Origin of the sequence: Paenibacillus sp. PastF-3 (assembly GCF_029893135.1) — a bacterium.
In the GTDB taxonomy this organism is placed as follows: Bacteria; Bacillota; Bacilli; order Paenibacillales; family Paenibacillaceae; genus Paenibacillus_AQ; species Paenibacillus_AQ nitricinens.
Genome location: NZ_JARXWM010000036.1, coordinates 1 through 15,026 on the forward strand (window position 1 = coordinate 1; position 15,026 = coordinate 15,026).

Genomic DNA, 15,026 nt, shown 5'->3' on the forward strand with positions numbered 1-15,026 from the left:
TGATCGTGAGCTGCGCGGAACCGGAGCGTAAGCGACGGTGTCTTTTGATCTTAGAAGTTAGTTTTAACTGTTTGAAGGATCCTCTCGTGCAGGAACGATGGTTAAAAACAACGAATGTATTTAGCGAGGTGATGGAGTTGAGTAACCAGGATCTAAAGTACTTATACAACACAGCACAGCTTGCGACCACGCTGAATATAGGTCGCTCTACAGTCAACAAATACACACGAAGCCTTGAAGAGGCTGGCTACGAGTTTTTAAAGGATGGAAATAACCATAGAACCTACGGAGAGCATGACATTATCACCTTGAGAGCGCTAATGGAGCTTCTGGCACGCGGTGTCGATTATGGTAGCGCCGTTATCGACACTGTGGCGCGGTATAAGCCATTTTCACGAAGTGAGTCTGTACTTATGGTCGCTTCGTCAGGTAGCGCCTCTGATGTCGCTACGTTGGAAGCTACGTTTACAACTAAGATCGATGAGTTAATGTATGCCGTTACGCAGCTTAACGGAAGAATTACTGAAATCGTAGATGAACGCGTCCGTAGTGAGGTAGCTGCAGCGACTGCTGGAATTAGTGGCCAGGTTAATGAGGTTTTGAATGAAGTTAGAACTGCTCAGCAGCAACTGAGCGAATTAGGATCGCGGATCGATCAGCATGGTAAGCGGAAGAAATTTTTAGGTTTATTCTAAAATATAGTGATGCATACAAAGGGTATGCGTATATACGTATGCATACATGCTATTTTATGAGGTGTTTTTGTATACAAATGTTTTCCACTTTTAGTTGGTAAGAGTCGATCCTTGGTTTTCCCTACGTACAAGAGGGGAAAATGGTATAAATTCATTGGTTTTTTTAATCTTTTTGGTTTATACTATTAGTGAGCAGATTTTATCTGCTTCGACTACGCGGACGAGGCACTCGCGCGTACCCGCTTGGGGGCACACCTTTAGGGTGAAAAACAATACCATTCCTATCCCACAGGGAGATGATCTCTGTCGTTGCCAACTTACTTTAATATTCTATGGATCGGCCTTGATTTTCATCAAGGCCGATTCTTTGTTTAGGGGAAGTATAGTTATGACCTTATCTATTCAGGATCTATTAGTTCTCAAAGAGTTGCCTTCAGAAGAGCAAATTAGTTTAGATATCATGGCAATCTTCTTTAAGGAGCATCTCTGCAATCGATTATTCCATTATAAAATTAGGGATAAAAGAAGAGATATTCGGTTGCACCTCAGAACGTTTGACCTTCCTCATTTGCTTGGAATACATAAGATGTTATCCGGATCCAGTTACAGGGGATCGAAAGGTTTTCCAGCATTAGCATCTGGCGAGCTTACGCTTGAAATGTTGAAAAAAGCCAACATCGGTGCTTATGATAGTACTATTCAGCGTATCTTACATTTCCCATTTCTTTATCAATTAATGTACAAACCTCAATTTATTATTTTTAATCCCAAGGTCGCCCGAAGTATGATTGAGGCTGAATTCATGCTCTATAATGCTTTCAGTGGGCGGTACTTGCATCTTGGTATTAAAAAAGAGAAAAGCACTGATCTTTATGTCCCTGTGACTTTTCTAGAAAGAAAAAATGTTTACCCAGGAATGAAGATGGTTGTAGTGGATGAACTTGAGATTTCACCGGAATAATAATTTATTATTGTTAGAAGTCGCTGGGATACCCAACGGCTTTTTTAGTTTTTAGAAGTTGAACTGAATCGCTTGTATAAAGGTGACTTGGAAGATTATAATAAATTCATTACGAAACATACTAATTTTCTTTGCCGCTAACTTTCGGCAGAGTTGGAGAATCTGTAAGATCCTAAGATCTGCAGAACAGAAATTGGATTGGAATAACTTATTTGTTCTAATCAAACCAAGGATATTCCAGGATGACTGGATTATAAAGATTTAGACAGGAGTCGTTACTTCATGCTTGTTTAAGCATGTTAAGTACAGGCTTTTTTTATTGCTTAGAGGTCTTGAAGACCTTTTAAAAATAGATTTTCTAGGGAGCCTGAAATGAATGAGGTGGCGATGCCATCCTTCATTTCAGGCTTTTTTTGTGGATTTAAACAAAACTAAAGGAGGATTTAGAAATGGAAAATGAAGCAGATGTTTACATGAAGCAGGTCAGAAAATTCCTTCATGTAATAAAAGATCAATTAATTGAGCTACGGCAGCTGTGCAGCTCGCATGAGGTTGGTTCAAGAGAAAATGATCAGATTTCAGAGATCATAAAGCACTTACAGCAAGAAGAGGAACGGTTTTCTCTAATTTTTCGCTCTCATATGAGTCGCAAAATAAAGAGAACAATTCAGGAACATAGAGAATCTCAGGAAGCTCAAAAAAAGCCGGCATTACGCCTGGTTAAGTAATGACTTGAATAGTAGCCGGTGATCCGGCTACTACAGTTATTTTTGGAAATGTTCATAGAGACTAAGGTCAATATACCTTCACCCCAAAGTCGCTTGCGACTGCTGGATTGACTGCAAAAGTGAAGGTGCAGCTTACCGTTTCGCCGGACGGTAGTTCGCTACATAATCGGCACGAAGGTGATTCGACCCGTAGGGTCGGCCGCGTAGCGGCATGTGTTAGTAGCAGGATCGCCGGGAGTCGAATGCGAAGGCATTCGCCCCGTAGGGGAATGACTCCACAAATAGTACTCATAGCACACTGTGAATACGTTGGCTAAGTACAGCCAAACTGTAGAGCTCGAAGCGTCGCTTTCTCTCTGCTACCTTTCCTTTTAAGGAAAAGGTAGCAGAGAGAAAGCGACGCCGCGCAAACCGCGCACGCTTACAGCCACAAGGGATTAAACGCCTTTTAACGCTTTCTCGCTAGCGAGAAAGTGGCGAAAACAATCCCTTTTGAAACTAGGTGAAGTCTGCTTTCTGCAAGAGAAAGGTCGCTACGCGCTACGCGCGTGTACCTGCTGCAGACGCTCAGGATTTTCAATCCTTCGGTCTTCGCAGGTCTACAAGTGAACAAAGAGGAGGGAGTAAGGGATGCGAATTGATTCGCAAGTTGCGTTGCGAAAACTCTCAGAACTGAAGGAACATCCGGACAATGCAGAGTACAATTCTGGATTAACTGTAAGGGAAGAAGCTTCGCTGAAAGCCAGTATCGCAGAGAGCGGCATCCAGGAAGCGCTTTTGATTCAGACAGATGGAACAATCATTAGTGGCCATCAGCGTGCGCACATAGCGGAGGTGCTAGGAATTGCAGAAGTTCCAGTCCGGATCGTCGAATGCACAGAGCAAGAAGCCATCTACTTACTCGTAGCCATGAACGAAGCTCGTCGTGGCGAAGAAAAGGATCTGATTAAAAAAGCTCGGCGCATTAAATTGCTTTATGAGAATTGGAGAATCCGACCTGGACGTAAAAGTGTGCATCCTGCACACTTTAGCCGGCATGACGTTGCCGAAACGCTGAAACTAGATGACAGCAGCATCAGAAGGTTGCTTAGGTTGCTTAATCTTATTCCGGAACTGCAAATTGAAGTATCCAATCAAGCCATAGGCTTGATTGCCGGTAATAAAATTGCGGCATTGGATAAAGAAGTACAGCATGAATTTTACGCGGTATACCAACAGTCCGGTGGAGATCTCAAAATTGCAGCAATTGAGAAAATCATAACTCAGTTAGGTAACACCCCGGATCTGAAGGTTATCCGAAAAGAAAAAGAAAAACAGGTGGTTCACGGCAAAGTAGAGAGAATTAAGAAGGATTTAACGTGGTTAATGACGGTACCAGTTGATAACGAAGAACGCCAAGAATTAACGAATGTGTTGAGTGCTTATGCTGGATACTTGGGTCTGAAGGGAGCAACGGATGGGGAAATCGACGATCGAGGTTCAGGTAGAGAAGATCTTCAAGCACACTAGACAAGGGAGCTTTGCAACAAGGGATCGCTATAAGGATAGCTGCATGATGTTTGTTCGCTTCTGTATGGAACGTTTTAAGATGCAGAACATCCGTAATATTCACGATAAGCATGTGAGCGCCTTTATCCAGGATCGACAGAAGTCCGGAACAGCACCATCGACAATTAAAGGCGATTTGAGCGCGCTACGCTATATGCATGATCAGATCCAGAAGCCGCGGTATCAACTTTCGGATAATAAAGAACTACAGAAGCAATATGAATTGAAACTCGTCGAAACGTCACCAGTTAATGGCAACCGTGGCTGGACTCAGGAAGAGTATGCGGCAATGCTGCAGGTGGCCCGAGAGCAGAAACAGCAAAATGTGGAAGACTGCATGATTTTGGCGCGAACAATGGGATTACGAATCACAGAGGCGGGTGCTGTCAGCCGCGCTCAGGCTGAGCATGCGCTTCGTACAGGTGTTTACCATGTTAAAGGAGAGGCGAAGAACGGAAAGCACCGAGAGGTACCTCTGAGTGCGTCTGGAAAGGTAATTTTTGAACGGAGACTGCTAAACACTGAGCGCGGAGAGCGATTGTTCATCCGAAAGGGCGAGAAGACGCACCAGGTTGTCAATCGAATGGAGAAGTTTATTGAACATCACCGGAAGAAGGTAGTCACCGAAGAAGGGATGAAGATCCGAACGGACAAGCGCGATGGATCAGCTCGTGAGCTCACGTTTCATGGGCTACGTTATAACTACGTCCAGGAGCGAGTTGATCAAGAATTGAAACGTGGATTCAATCTGGATCAGGCTTCTTTAATCGTTAGTCGAGAAGTTGGCCATGAGCGCATCGATGTGATCAAAATTTATATGGGGTAGCTCTCAGTTTTGAAGTTCAATTAAAAGTTCAACAGTAGCTTTTGGGATTTCTTTAGATTCTTTATAGAGGGAAAGCAAGAAGGAAATTGTATCTGTATCATTCTTTAGCTTCAACTGTTCTTTAACAATATTAAATTCATCTTTTATTGATTCTTCAATCATTGCTGATTTTCTACTCATTATTAAACCCTCCATTCTTTTAATAGTATAACTTTCAAAGCATGCAAAATCAATACTGATGAATTCAAAAAAAAGAATTATGAATTCAAAAGTATTTACTTTGAATTCATAAAGTGCTAATATGAATTCATAAAAGGAAAGGGAGAGGATTTGAAATGTTAAATAAATATTTTGTCTTAATTGAAAAAGACTTTGGTGAAAACAATGTGGTGGCTTACGTTCCTGAGTTACGTCTTAGTGCTGTAGGTGACACTGAAGAGGAACTTATGGAGAATCTGAAGGACACCATTAAAATGGCGGAGGAAGCTAATGAGGATCTCCCTAAGTTTGAATTTTCTGTATCAACAGTCGCATTTATGAAAGGGGGTGTGTAATGTGGATCTAGCATTCCTTGAAAAGAAAACTTCTTCTGTTATGGCGGCTGAAATCAAAGCCTTAATAGTTGAGTTCCAAGAACAAATTGAGAATTTGAACATTGAGCAAATGCAGGAATGGGTTATAGTGAAGTTTGTACTGGGTGATAGCGGATTTTGCTATCAATACAATCGTAATACCGGAGAGTATGATAATTGGTTTATGCCATTAGATTTTATAGGGTACTTTTCAAAAATTATCGTTGGACATGCTTTGAAAAAGAAGGGGGGAGCAATCAATCAATGAAAAATACATGGATTAAAGGCATTAAGGGTTTAATGGCAGCCGCACTCCTGGTTGCTGCATTAGGGGGATCGGTGGGAACGGCAGGAGCTACAGCAGCCGATACAGCGCCAACCGTGAAGGACAACCTCTCCAAGTATGGATTAGTAAAGGATGTAGAGCTGCCAGTTACGGTTACGGCGGGAGGGCTGAGCTATACGTTGGAGAAGATCATGATTTTCGATAGCGCAGCGCCTACGTTGCAGCCATTGATCAAAAAATATGGGTATCCGAGCCTTGGTGTTGCGGAGCTGCACAAGTTCTATAAATACTTCATTTGGACAAAGATCACGATTGAAAATACAGGGAAAACAACCATTCAGCAGAGAAGCGTCAGCCCTGAAGATAAATGGTTCTTATCCTTTACGGACGGCGCTGATCCGAAATCTACTCGTTCACTCATGCCGCGGCTCGTAGCTGATCAAATAAACAACACAGAAGCGCTCTATGGCTTTGTTTTGAAGCCTGGAAAGAAATTATCGACTTATCAAGCATTTACGTATAGTGGAACGGATTTTGACCAACTCAAAATTGCACTTGTTGTCAATGGCAGCACCGCAGAGAAATATGTAGCATTCAAATAAAACGAATAGGAGATAGAGACATGAAAAATACATGGATTAAAGGTTTCTTAGCAATCGTTATTCTGTTGGCCACATTTGGAGGATCGGTTGGATCGGCGGGAGCTACCGCCAACACAGTCAAACCGGTGATGGACAACCTCTCCAAGTATGGGCTGAAAAAGGACGTGGATCTGCCAGTAACGGTAACAGCCGGAGGGTTGAGCTACACATTGGAGAAAATCATGATTTTTGATGCAAAGTCGAAGGATGCTCAGGCTCTTGCAAAGAAATATGGCTACGATCTGGAAGGTTCTAAGTATTTCATTTGGACTAAGATCACCGTGGAGAATAAGAGTGGGAACACTGTTCAAAGAAATATTAAAGATTTGAGTAACAAGTGGCGTCTAAATTTTGGTGACTTCTCCGAAGGTGAAGCATTCAATATTATGCCGAGTAAACTGGTTTATGCGGAAAATAGCAAAGATGCTTTATGGACTTGGGTATTAAAACCAGGAGAAAAATTAAGCACTTATCAAGGCTTTTTGTATAGCGGAAAGTTCAACTATTTTGTAATTTGGTTAGATAACAAAGGGACATCTGCCACGAAATATATCGTGAACGAAAAGAAGTAGAGGGATAAAGAAGATGAAAAATAAAAATGTTTGGATTATAACTCTTCTAGTTGCTTGCCTAGTACTGTTACCAACATTGACTTATTCCGCACAAGCCACAGATTCCAAGCAAGGCACTGTAAGTGTGCCTCTGACTACAGGATTAACAGGATCGGGTAATAGCGCAAAAACCTATTACCTTGATCTGCCCAGTGGAGTTACCAGTTCTTCCATAAGGTCAGGAACGCTCAAATATTCTGGAAACAATAGTGTTGTGGGAGGTATTACTGTTGAAAATGGGAAGATCAAACTCACGCTGAAAGGAAATGTAAAAGAAGAAACCTTTCCAGTAACAGGAATGGACGATAATGTTAACAAACCTTTTGTGACCACCCCCGGCAATTCCATCTGGCGCTATGCGGACGGTCGAAGATGGCAGATTAACGATTACAAAGAGGACAAGGGCATAAATGAAAGCTATAACGTTAATGCCCAAGATTTTGAAACACCCTCTAGTGCACCACCGAAAAGAACGGTTACGACTAAATCTGATCCGGTAAATCCAAGTGTAGCAACGTGGTACCGAGAAGATCAGACTCAGGTTCCATATAGCAGTGTTACTCAATCTAGTATAAAACTTCATCCGCAGAATCTTATCAAAGAGAATGGGACAACCAGTATTAAGAACGGTAAGTTTATAATCACGTATACAGTACCCTCTAAAAACTTTGCGCCAGAGAAAGTGTCCGATAGTTTCGATAAAGGGCAATGGGTGGAAGGTAGGCTCTATTACGTTGAGTTGCCATATTACTTCGATGCGAATGCCAAAGTTACTTCCTACAGCTATGCCGGGAGTGTAACCTTTGATTATTCACCGCCTGATCAGGCGACTTTGAACGGTACTGCGACGCTGGAGAAGCCAAGTCCTAATCCAATTAAACTCGACGGTGCTAAAGTCGATGTGAAAATTCGAGTCAAAGGCGAGCTGCTAGGCTATACGGATACCTCTAACATCGAGGAATGGGTATTCTACGCCAAGGAAAAGAACGGTACAGCCAAGGCAGATATGAAAAAAGACTATTCAAAAGTATTGACTACTTCAAAAGATTTTGATTTTGTAATCCCGGCCAGTCGAGTGGTGAGTGATAACTTTAAGCAAGATTATTCCCTGACGGTCGTTGTCCGGTTCAAGAAGCCGGTCGTAACAAAGACCGGAACAATAACGTCTTTGGAGCAAAAAATGGAAGTATCAGCCGGGGTGTATAAAAAAGATATCCCGATTGATTTCCCCACTGTCCCAAACAAACCTACAAAACCTGAAGGTAAACCACCTATCGCACGGATCAGCGCCCCTAAATATATCAAAGCCGGGGACGATATGATGGTGTACGGCGGAGCTTCCTCCGATCCGGATGGGTATATCACAGATTATGCTTGGGGCACATCTGGAGCGCAGGGGCAGATCGGCAATACCGCAAGAGGCTATGTTTGGTATACCCGCGAGCAGGTTGGAGAGACCTTTCCAATTGGCCTGACAGTCGTGGATAATGATGGTCTAATCGGAAGCACCAGTACGGAAGTTACGGTTATTGAACCAAAACCAGCGGCCAGTATTTCTATTTCAGGAACACTGAAGCAGAACCGGAAGACAACACTTACCAACTATAGCCAAAGCCCAACAAGGTTTCCCCTAATTAAGTCTAAAACCCAGGTTACAATTAGCGCGGTCAGCGGCGGCACCAATGCGGACATCAAGTTCAGTGGCAGCTTGGCCGAATTGGAGAGCAAGGATGTACTGTTCCGGAAGCCAGGGAAATACAAAGCAACCATTCACGTCGAAAATACAGCCGGTTATGCGGATGACAGTGAAATCACCTTTGATATCATTCCTGATGAAGCCCCATCGGTATATTTCACAGCTCCAGGAAAAAGGTATAGGGATCCGGAAAAGGGAAACAAAGCGACTTTTGCAATCCACGATATGTCGTTTACACCAGACAAGGATCCTATAGCTCGACGCATATGGGAGTACCGTTATGACTCTAATAATAACGGGAGTTTTACAGATGAGTCCTGGGTGATCTTTAGTAATGAAAATAAAAGTGAACTGGACTTAGAACTGAGTGAGGTCGGGAAGTACGAGATCCGTCTAACGGTTATTGAAGAGTTTGGCCAACCAACCATTGAAGATTTTGTCACTGAGGCCGACCGTCGCTCTGCAGATTCATACACCGATTCGTTAAAACAACCCTTAATGCAGCGGACGGTAGAGGTATTGAACCGAGCGCCAGAAGTGGATTGGGAAATGTAAGACTAAAAGCAGCCCTGTACAGGGGCTGCTTTTTTGTACAGCCGGCATTGAACAGCTTAGCTAACCGAATCTCCAAATTGGAACTTCGAAGCTCCAATTTGGAAGTTCGAACATTCAGGTTGGAGCTTCGAAGTTCCAAGTAACGCAAAAAAGACCCCTTAAGGGGTCTCTGTAAACGGATCAGAGCAGGGCGGCGTATACGTGAGAGCCTCGGTATTATACCCAAGACTTCCGCTAAACTGATGATTATCTAAATAAGTTATTCTACATATTGAAATTTCTCTTTGCATATAAACGTATATTAGTGGGAATATTTTGATGTTAGTAGTTAGGATAATTAAAAAATGTTAAAGAGGTGTATAAAATGAAGTTAAAACATTTTCTTAGTTTTATGATTCTGATACTAATTTTTGGAACAAGCATTTTCTTAGATCAAATTAAAGCAGAAGAGGGTACTAAAATAGAAAAAAACCCTAAAACAGAACTCAGTTTTTCTCAGTTAATTACCGATGAAATCACCTCGGTTTATAGCAATAAGGGAAACCCTATGAGAAAGGGGTTTTCAACTAAACCAAATGGAGAAATCAAAAATGTGGAAATTTTATATCAATCAGAAAATGATCTAATGACACATCTTATTTATCGTTTCTCTTTTAATGATAAATTAATGTATGGTTTAATCGAATTTAAGGAAGATAGAAGCGTTTCAGATAATACGACCCTTTGGAACAATGATGAGGAAGATGTTCAATTAATGACCTTCCATATTTCAAACTCCAATGTTATTGGTATTTGGGATAATTCTGATTCTTTCAAAAAAATTATACTAACTTATAAAGACAATAGTACAGAAACAATTGATATGGATAAGAAATACTTAATTTATTATCCAAGTCAGAATGTTAGTAATTTGAGTAGTTGGAGAGCTGTAAACTAGTAAGAAATAAAAAGAACCTTAGTCAATTGACTAAGGTTCTTTTTATTTCTTAACTTATTGAAATGCAGTTCCGTTGCAAATTATGTTAAAACTTCCTTCTGTATCGACATTTGTTAGGGATTCCCACACCACCTGATATAATCCACCTGGTACTAAACCACTAACATTAAAGGTGTAACTGAAATCTCCGACCCCCTTAGAGTGGGTACCAACGAGAGTACCATTACTATCGTAAATGTTAAATCGGATGTTTGCTTTTTCTCCGCTATGTATTCCCTTATAGCTGTACGTAACTTGAAATGAAGATACGCCGGTATTAAGACTCACATACGCACCATCATAATCACCGTTGTTGGTTGGTCTAATTGGCCAAGGTCCATCAGATGCGGCAGACGCAGGTGTAATAAAACTGAATAACATCATAAATATTCCTAATATTAAGACCAAAACAGTTCTCTTCTTTTGGAACAGGAAATTTTCACTAACTAGATTCATGGAAAATACCTCCTATTAATAGAATATGATTACAAAAAAAGAGTAACATTTATTAGAAAATATGTAAATAGAATGGTTGATAGATTGTAGAAGAAAATAGAAACTTCGATATAAACATCAAATGAAAGAAGATGCTTAATGAAAAATATAGAAATATGTATGTATTCGGATATCTATCATTTCAAATGAGATGCTTGATAAAATGTCAAACTTGGAACCTAATATATAGGAATAGAAATATCGAAAACGAGTTGTTCAGAGAAAATAAAGTATTAGACTCGATCTGTTGTTCTGAAGCAAACTTTCCTGGATCTTGTACAACCCGCCCGTCAGCCCCTCCGCAACGGGCGCACCTAGTCTAACACTTTATTTTCTTATGACAGGTAAACTGTAACGATTGAATAACCTAAAAAAGACCCCTTACGGGGTCTCTGTAAACGGATCAGAGCAGGGCGGCGTATCCTGATCTCTGGTAACTTACCTTGCGGTAAGCGCGTGGGGAACCTTTCCCACCTCAACTGATCGTAAAAGCAGAAAAGCCACAGCAGATGCTGTGGCTCCATTAATCATGAGAGAATTAGGTGGGTTGACACTCCCACATCTCCTAACCCAGATGTAACTCTGAGGGCGCTGGCTGCCTGTTCCAGACCTCTGAATTCTCCCAATAATAGTATATCCGGTACTTGTATAATTTATTATAGCGCACTTCGGAAGTGCGTGGCAAGAGGTAGAATAACCGAAAACCCTTTATTTCTAAGGGTTTTCGGTTATTTGTTATCGTTATTTAGGGTTATTCTTTCGTTTCCACCCGTTTGATAGCGCCCTTCAGCATATAGTTATCCCATTTTTCAGGGGACATGGTAAAGAGTGTACGGGCAATGAGGGTTCCTCTGTTCGTTGCTCTAACCGCTACCATAACGCGGTCAGGGAATTCTTTGATAAATTGAATAGACCCGTTTTCGGGGTGAAGAGAAACATAATCTGGATTATTTACAATTTGACTCAAATGCGCACCGAATTGTAAGTAATCTTCTGGATGTTCGCCTTTCATATGTTCAAGATTCTGTGGACCGACCAGGATAGGTTGTCCTGGTGACAGATTAAGTCCAAGTAAAGCAATAATTTCAGGGTCAATTTGACCGATTTTTTCAAGCATGTGATGCACCCCTTAGTAGTAGATTTATTTATAGATAAAGAACAGGATTTTTAGTTGATTTTAAGGAATGATATTTTTATTCTATCAAAGCAAAGCCGCAATCGTTTCTATATCGTATTATAGCTTTACAGATTGTCAAATCTTACCGATGTTTTCTATATACCTCCTTGGATCAGGGCGTCCCCTGATGTTTATTTGTACTGACAATATAGTTCAAGGATCAGTAGGAAATAACAATCTAGACGTTCAATCTCGTTCCGATCTCAGCAACTCCAGGATGTTGCACTTAAGTAATACCGTGAGCAACCAGGATTATACCCCCTCTGTAAAATATAGTGCTGAGTTGTATGGTGATTTCGGTTTCAGTGGCATGCGATATATAATTTCGCATGCAGCTCCCTATATAAGGATGTTGAAACTTATCAGGCGAAAAAGTGATATTTTTCAGAGTACGAGTCCAAGTAATATATATTCTTATGTTTTAGTAGGATACGAGAAGAATTATTCAAAATAGGTAGTGGATTAGGGCGTAAAATGTCTTTGAGGGATTTTGTGAAGGAGGTGGGCAAGATGGCATCGGGATTTTCTATACAGCATGAAACGCGAGAATGTGGCTGCGTTGAAGAATTTGAAGAATGGTGGAGCGATCATAGAATGGATGAGAAGCGTAACATTCGTATCGTGGAGTATTGTGCAAAGCATGATCCGGAGAATCGGGCGAAGTAAAACTGATTACTGCGCAGACATCTGTACAAAACCCCTGATTTTGTGCGGATGTCTGAAGCCTTGAGGAACTAACTTGCCACGAAAAATGGAGCAATCCGGAGAAAAACAAAAATCGGCCCTGTCGCAAACAATGCGAACAGAGGCCGATTTTTTATTATTATTCAAGAATGAGAAATCGGCTTTAAAGGCCGATTTTGGAGGAATATCAGGTTTGCAATTTTCTTAAATGTTGGTTGCAAATTTAGGCTTACAGATAACTTCAACCTGTAAACGGGTTATGCCTTGGTCAAGAGCAATCAGATACTTCGTGTAGCCATCGTATAAAGTTAATTTTCCATTGTTAGGATATACAAGCACGCCAGTTAGATCCGGGTTTACTTGGTATTCCTCAAGTTTTGCAAGCATTTTATTGGGATTAGGCTCAGCAAAGGAGTCCGGTATATCGATCTCCTCGATGGGAATGTCATAGGTAAATGACATTAAAGCCCGTAAAGCTCTTTTTTCTGCTTGAATAAGGGAGATCTTCTCAGCAGCTTCTTTCTTAATAAGTTTGACTCTATCAGCGGCTTCTTTTTGAATAAGATTAATTTTCTCATGAGCTTCTTTTCTAGTAAGAGTAGCATTCTCAATACGTTTTTCACGATTTGAGCGTAGATCAATTTCTTCAGCCAACTTTTTGGAAAGATCATAGGCAATCATTGCAATTTCGCCATCAATGAGTGACATTGGAATATCTAATGATAATACTCCCTTTGCTTCTAATTTTTCCCCTACTAATAAATCGAAAGACTCTCCTGAAAATACTGAATTAAAGACCTTTTGGCGTACTAACACTGATAACTCTATGGTTGAAAATATGGATGAACTGAAGATAGATAGATTAGAATGTGATTTTTCACTCTGTGCTTCAACTTCAAGGCATATTAGTGGTTTTCCATCCAGTTTTACTTCATGAACTCTTTTAATAATTCCTTGAATCCCCAATTTAATAGCCATACTCCATTATTCATCCCCTTTCAAAGTACTTATCTGCTACGATTTTATTATGGGCTATTCTACCATTTTGGTCTGAAGGCCGATTTTGAACAAATATTGGGTTTGCTATTTTTCTTTTGGTAGATTCTTCTTTTCGCTAGATTTACAATGTGCTATAGTTAATTCATTAAGTAAAAAACGACAAAAAAAATAAGCTATTGTTTCTAGCGGTTCCAAAGGCCTGCAAGCCAGAGGAACATGCTCCAATCCGTCTAACCACGGTTGAAACAGACACTATCATACAACAACTTATTTTCTGAATATATACCCCTATTCTATCATCCTGAGCCATTGGGTTCAAGAGATTTCCGAGGTATACTTTCATACAATATTAAAAGTTGAAATGATAAGTCCTGATTCTCCCGAAAAGCGCGGAGAATCAGGGCTTTTTTGGTTTCTGGATGTCACGCTGCAGCCTCTTGCTACAGCGAGTTATCATACATAATCGAATTCAATTGCATATCCGCGCTCGATTCCATTTTTTGAAAAATGAGCATCGAGGGCTTGATTTCCTATTGTCTTTTTTAGGAAATAGCCCGTTGAGCCAGCGCAGCTTCGTGGTTTGAGTAACAAAAAAGACAGGAATAACACGTTAAACAACTGTCGATCGTGCGGGAGGGAGCCTCACCCCAAGCGTACGGTTATTTCCGGGTTGCCACGTTCAGCCGTGGCCATTAGCGCGTAACCAGCGCGAAGTGAAGCCGGTCGCCCCCGTTTGCCTTCTGTCGGGATGATAATTGCACGGGCGGGGGAAATGTTGGGCGTGTAGACACATAACCAAAAGCCGAGAGGTGAGTCCAACGTGAGGCAAAACGAAGAGTAACCCAATCAGGATGTGACTCCATCCTGGGAAACGACCGATCCGAAAAAGTACGTGTTACAGGCTCGAAAGAACCTTGCTGGAAACCGTTCAAGGGAGAGCAGAGCACGGTTTGAGAAGCTATTGTGTGCTGTGGTGGCAGACTGGTCATAGGATCCGTAACCAGTCCGAGAAATCGAAGCAATAGGCGCTATAGAGCGCGTGGCGGAAACAATTACACGGGAGCCGTTCCCCGATGCGTGACGGCCGATCCAGAGCGATGTAACGCTTGCCTTATCCCGTTTTAACTTTGTACGGGATAAGGTGAACTGTGTCCACCTCGCACGAACCAGTGTGTCCCGTGCCGCCTTTGGCGTCAAGCTAAAATTGACACAGTTTACCGTTAATGTAGGGGCGGGCGAGGGGAGAATGTTTAAATCTAAAGGCTCGCGTAGCGAGGTACCCTTTTTCAAAGGTTTGTGGATAAGCTTTGGTAGAACCTTTAAATATCCACAGTAGCAACGGTCTGGATGGTATACAATGAAGTTTCGCTATTGAGAAATAGTCATGCTATGAAAAATTATAAATAGTGAGTGAGCAGGCAGTTTAGGCGGTTCACATAGCCGTGAAGTGAACGATTGTGGTCAACGCAAAGCGTTGTCCATGATCGTGAGCTGCGCGGAACCGGAGCGTAAGCGACGGTGTCTTTTGATCTTAGAAGTTAGTTTTAACTGTTTGAAGGATCCTCTCGTGCAGGAA

Annotated in this window: 16 protein-coding genes; 12 read left to right on the forward strand and 4 right to left on the reverse strand. The window is 41.5% G+C overall.

Features of this window, described 5'->3' with window-relative positions; translation table 11 throughout:
- The 5 genes from M2444_RS33170 to M2444_RS33190 all read left to right on the forward strand — a co-directional run.
- On the forward strand, positions 1-695 hold a 695-nt coding region (locus tag M2444_RS33170; RefSeq protein ID WP_481857557.1), incomplete at its 5' end, for a MerR family transcriptional regulator.
- Positions 696-957: 262 nt separating this feature from the next.
- A complete protein-coding gene (locus tag M2444_RS33175; RefSeq protein ID WP_280789102.1) occupies positions 958-1,656 on the forward strand; it encodes a PBECR4 domain-containing protein in 699 nt (232 codons plus the stop codon).
- 449 nt (positions 1,657-2,105) lie between these two features.
- Positions 2,106-2,384 (forward strand): hypothetical protein, encoded by a 279-nt coding sequence (locus M2444_RS33180; protein ID WP_280789103.1) that lies wholly within the window; start codon positions 2,106-2,108, stop codon positions 2,382-2,384.
- Positions 2,385-3,014: 630 nt separating this feature from the next.
- Positions 3,015-3,893 carry a ParB/RepB/Spo0J family partition protein gene (locus M2444_RS33185; protein WP_280789104.1) on the forward strand — a complete coding sequence of 293 codons (879 nt, stop codon included), beginning with the start codon at positions 3,015-3,017 and terminating at the stop codon, positions 3,891-3,893.
- Positions 3,841-4,758 carry a site-specific integrase gene (locus tag M2444_RS33190; protein WP_280789105.1) on the forward strand — a complete coding sequence of 306 codons (918 nt, stop codon included), beginning with the start codon at positions 3,841-3,843 and terminating at the stop codon, positions 4,756-4,758. The genes M2444_RS33185 and M2444_RS33190 overlap by 53 nt, the downstream gene beginning before the upstream one ends.
- Positions 4,759-4,761: 3 nt before the next feature.
- On the opposite strand, the gene M2444_RS33195 is transcribed toward M2444_RS33190, so the two are convergent.
- Positions 4,762-4,938: a hypothetical protein gene (locus M2444_RS33195; RefSeq protein ID WP_280789106.1), complete on the reverse strand. Its 177-nt coding sequence runs from the start codon at positions 4,936-4,938 to the stop codon at positions 4,762-4,764.
- 155 nt (positions 4,939-5,093) lie between these two features.
- Here M2444_RS33195 and M2444_RS33200 point away from each other — a divergent pair, with 155 nt between their 5' ends.
- The 6 genes from M2444_RS33200 (at position 5,094) to M2444_RS33225 (ending at position 10,056) form a co-directional block, all read left to right on the forward strand.
- Positions 5,094-5,312, forward strand: a complete 219-nt coding sequence (locus tag M2444_RS33200; RefSeq protein ID WP_280789107.1) for a type II toxin-antitoxin system HicB family antitoxin — start codon at positions 5,094-5,096, stop codon at positions 5,310-5,312.
- Between the two features lies 1 nt (position 5,313).
- Positions 5,314-5,598: a hypothetical protein gene (locus tag M2444_RS33205; protein WP_280789108.1), complete on the forward strand. Its 285-nt coding sequence runs from the start codon at positions 5,314-5,316 to the stop codon at positions 5,596-5,598.
- Complete coding sequence (locus tag M2444_RS33210) at positions 5,595-6,218, forward strand: hypothetical protein (protein WP_280789109.1); 624 nt, start codon at positions 5,595-5,597, stop codon at positions 6,216-6,218. The genes M2444_RS33205 and M2444_RS33210 overlap by 4 nt, the downstream gene beginning before the upstream one ends.
- 20 nt (positions 6,219-6,238) lie before the next feature.
- Positions 6,239-6,829, forward strand: a complete 591-nt coding sequence (locus M2444_RS33215; RefSeq protein ID WP_280789110.1) for a hypothetical protein — start codon at positions 6,239-6,241, stop codon at positions 6,827-6,829.
- Positions 6,830-6,842: 13 nt separating this feature from the next.
- The gene (locus tag M2444_RS33220; RefSeq protein ID WP_280789111.1) at positions 6,843-9,119 is read left to right on the forward strand and encodes a hypothetical protein; all 2,277 of its coding nucleotides are present in this window, start codon (positions 6,843-6,845) and stop codon (positions 9,117-9,119) included.
- Between the two features lie 364 nt (positions 9,120-9,483).
- Positions 9,484-10,056, forward strand: coding sequence for a hypothetical protein (locus M2444_RS33225; protein ID WP_280789112.1), 573 nt, complete (start codon positions 9,484-9,486; stop codon positions 10,054-10,056).
- A 54-nt stretch (positions 10,057-10,110) separates the two neighbouring features.
- Here the strand turns inward: M2444_RS33225 and M2444_RS33230 are convergent, their stop codons facing one another.
- Positions 10,111-10,551, reverse strand: coding sequence for a hypothetical protein (locus M2444_RS33230; RefSeq protein WP_280789113.1), 441 nt, complete (start codon positions 10,549-10,551; stop codon positions 10,111-10,113).
- A 790-nt stretch (positions 10,552-11,341) separates the two neighbouring features.
- Entirely contained in the window at positions 11,342-11,707 is a 366-nt protein-coding gene (locus tag M2444_RS33235) for a PBECR3 domain-containing polyvalent protein (protein WP_280789114.1), read from the reverse strand.
- A 570-nt stretch (positions 11,708-12,277) separates the two neighbouring features.
- Here M2444_RS33235 and M2444_RS33240 point away from each other — a divergent pair.
- Positions 12,278-12,433, forward strand: a complete 156-nt coding sequence (locus M2444_RS33240) for a hypothetical protein (protein ID WP_280789115.1) — start codon at positions 12,278-12,280, stop codon at positions 12,431-12,433.
- Positions 12,434-12,655: 222 nt separating this feature from the next.
- Here the strand turns inward: M2444_RS33240 and M2444_RS33245 are convergent, their stop codons facing one another.
- A complete protein-coding gene (locus tag M2444_RS33245; RefSeq protein WP_280789116.1) occupies positions 12,656-13,429 on the reverse strand; it encodes a hypothetical protein in 774 nt (257 codons plus the stop codon).
- Positions 13,430-15,026: the final 1,597 nt, after the last annotated feature.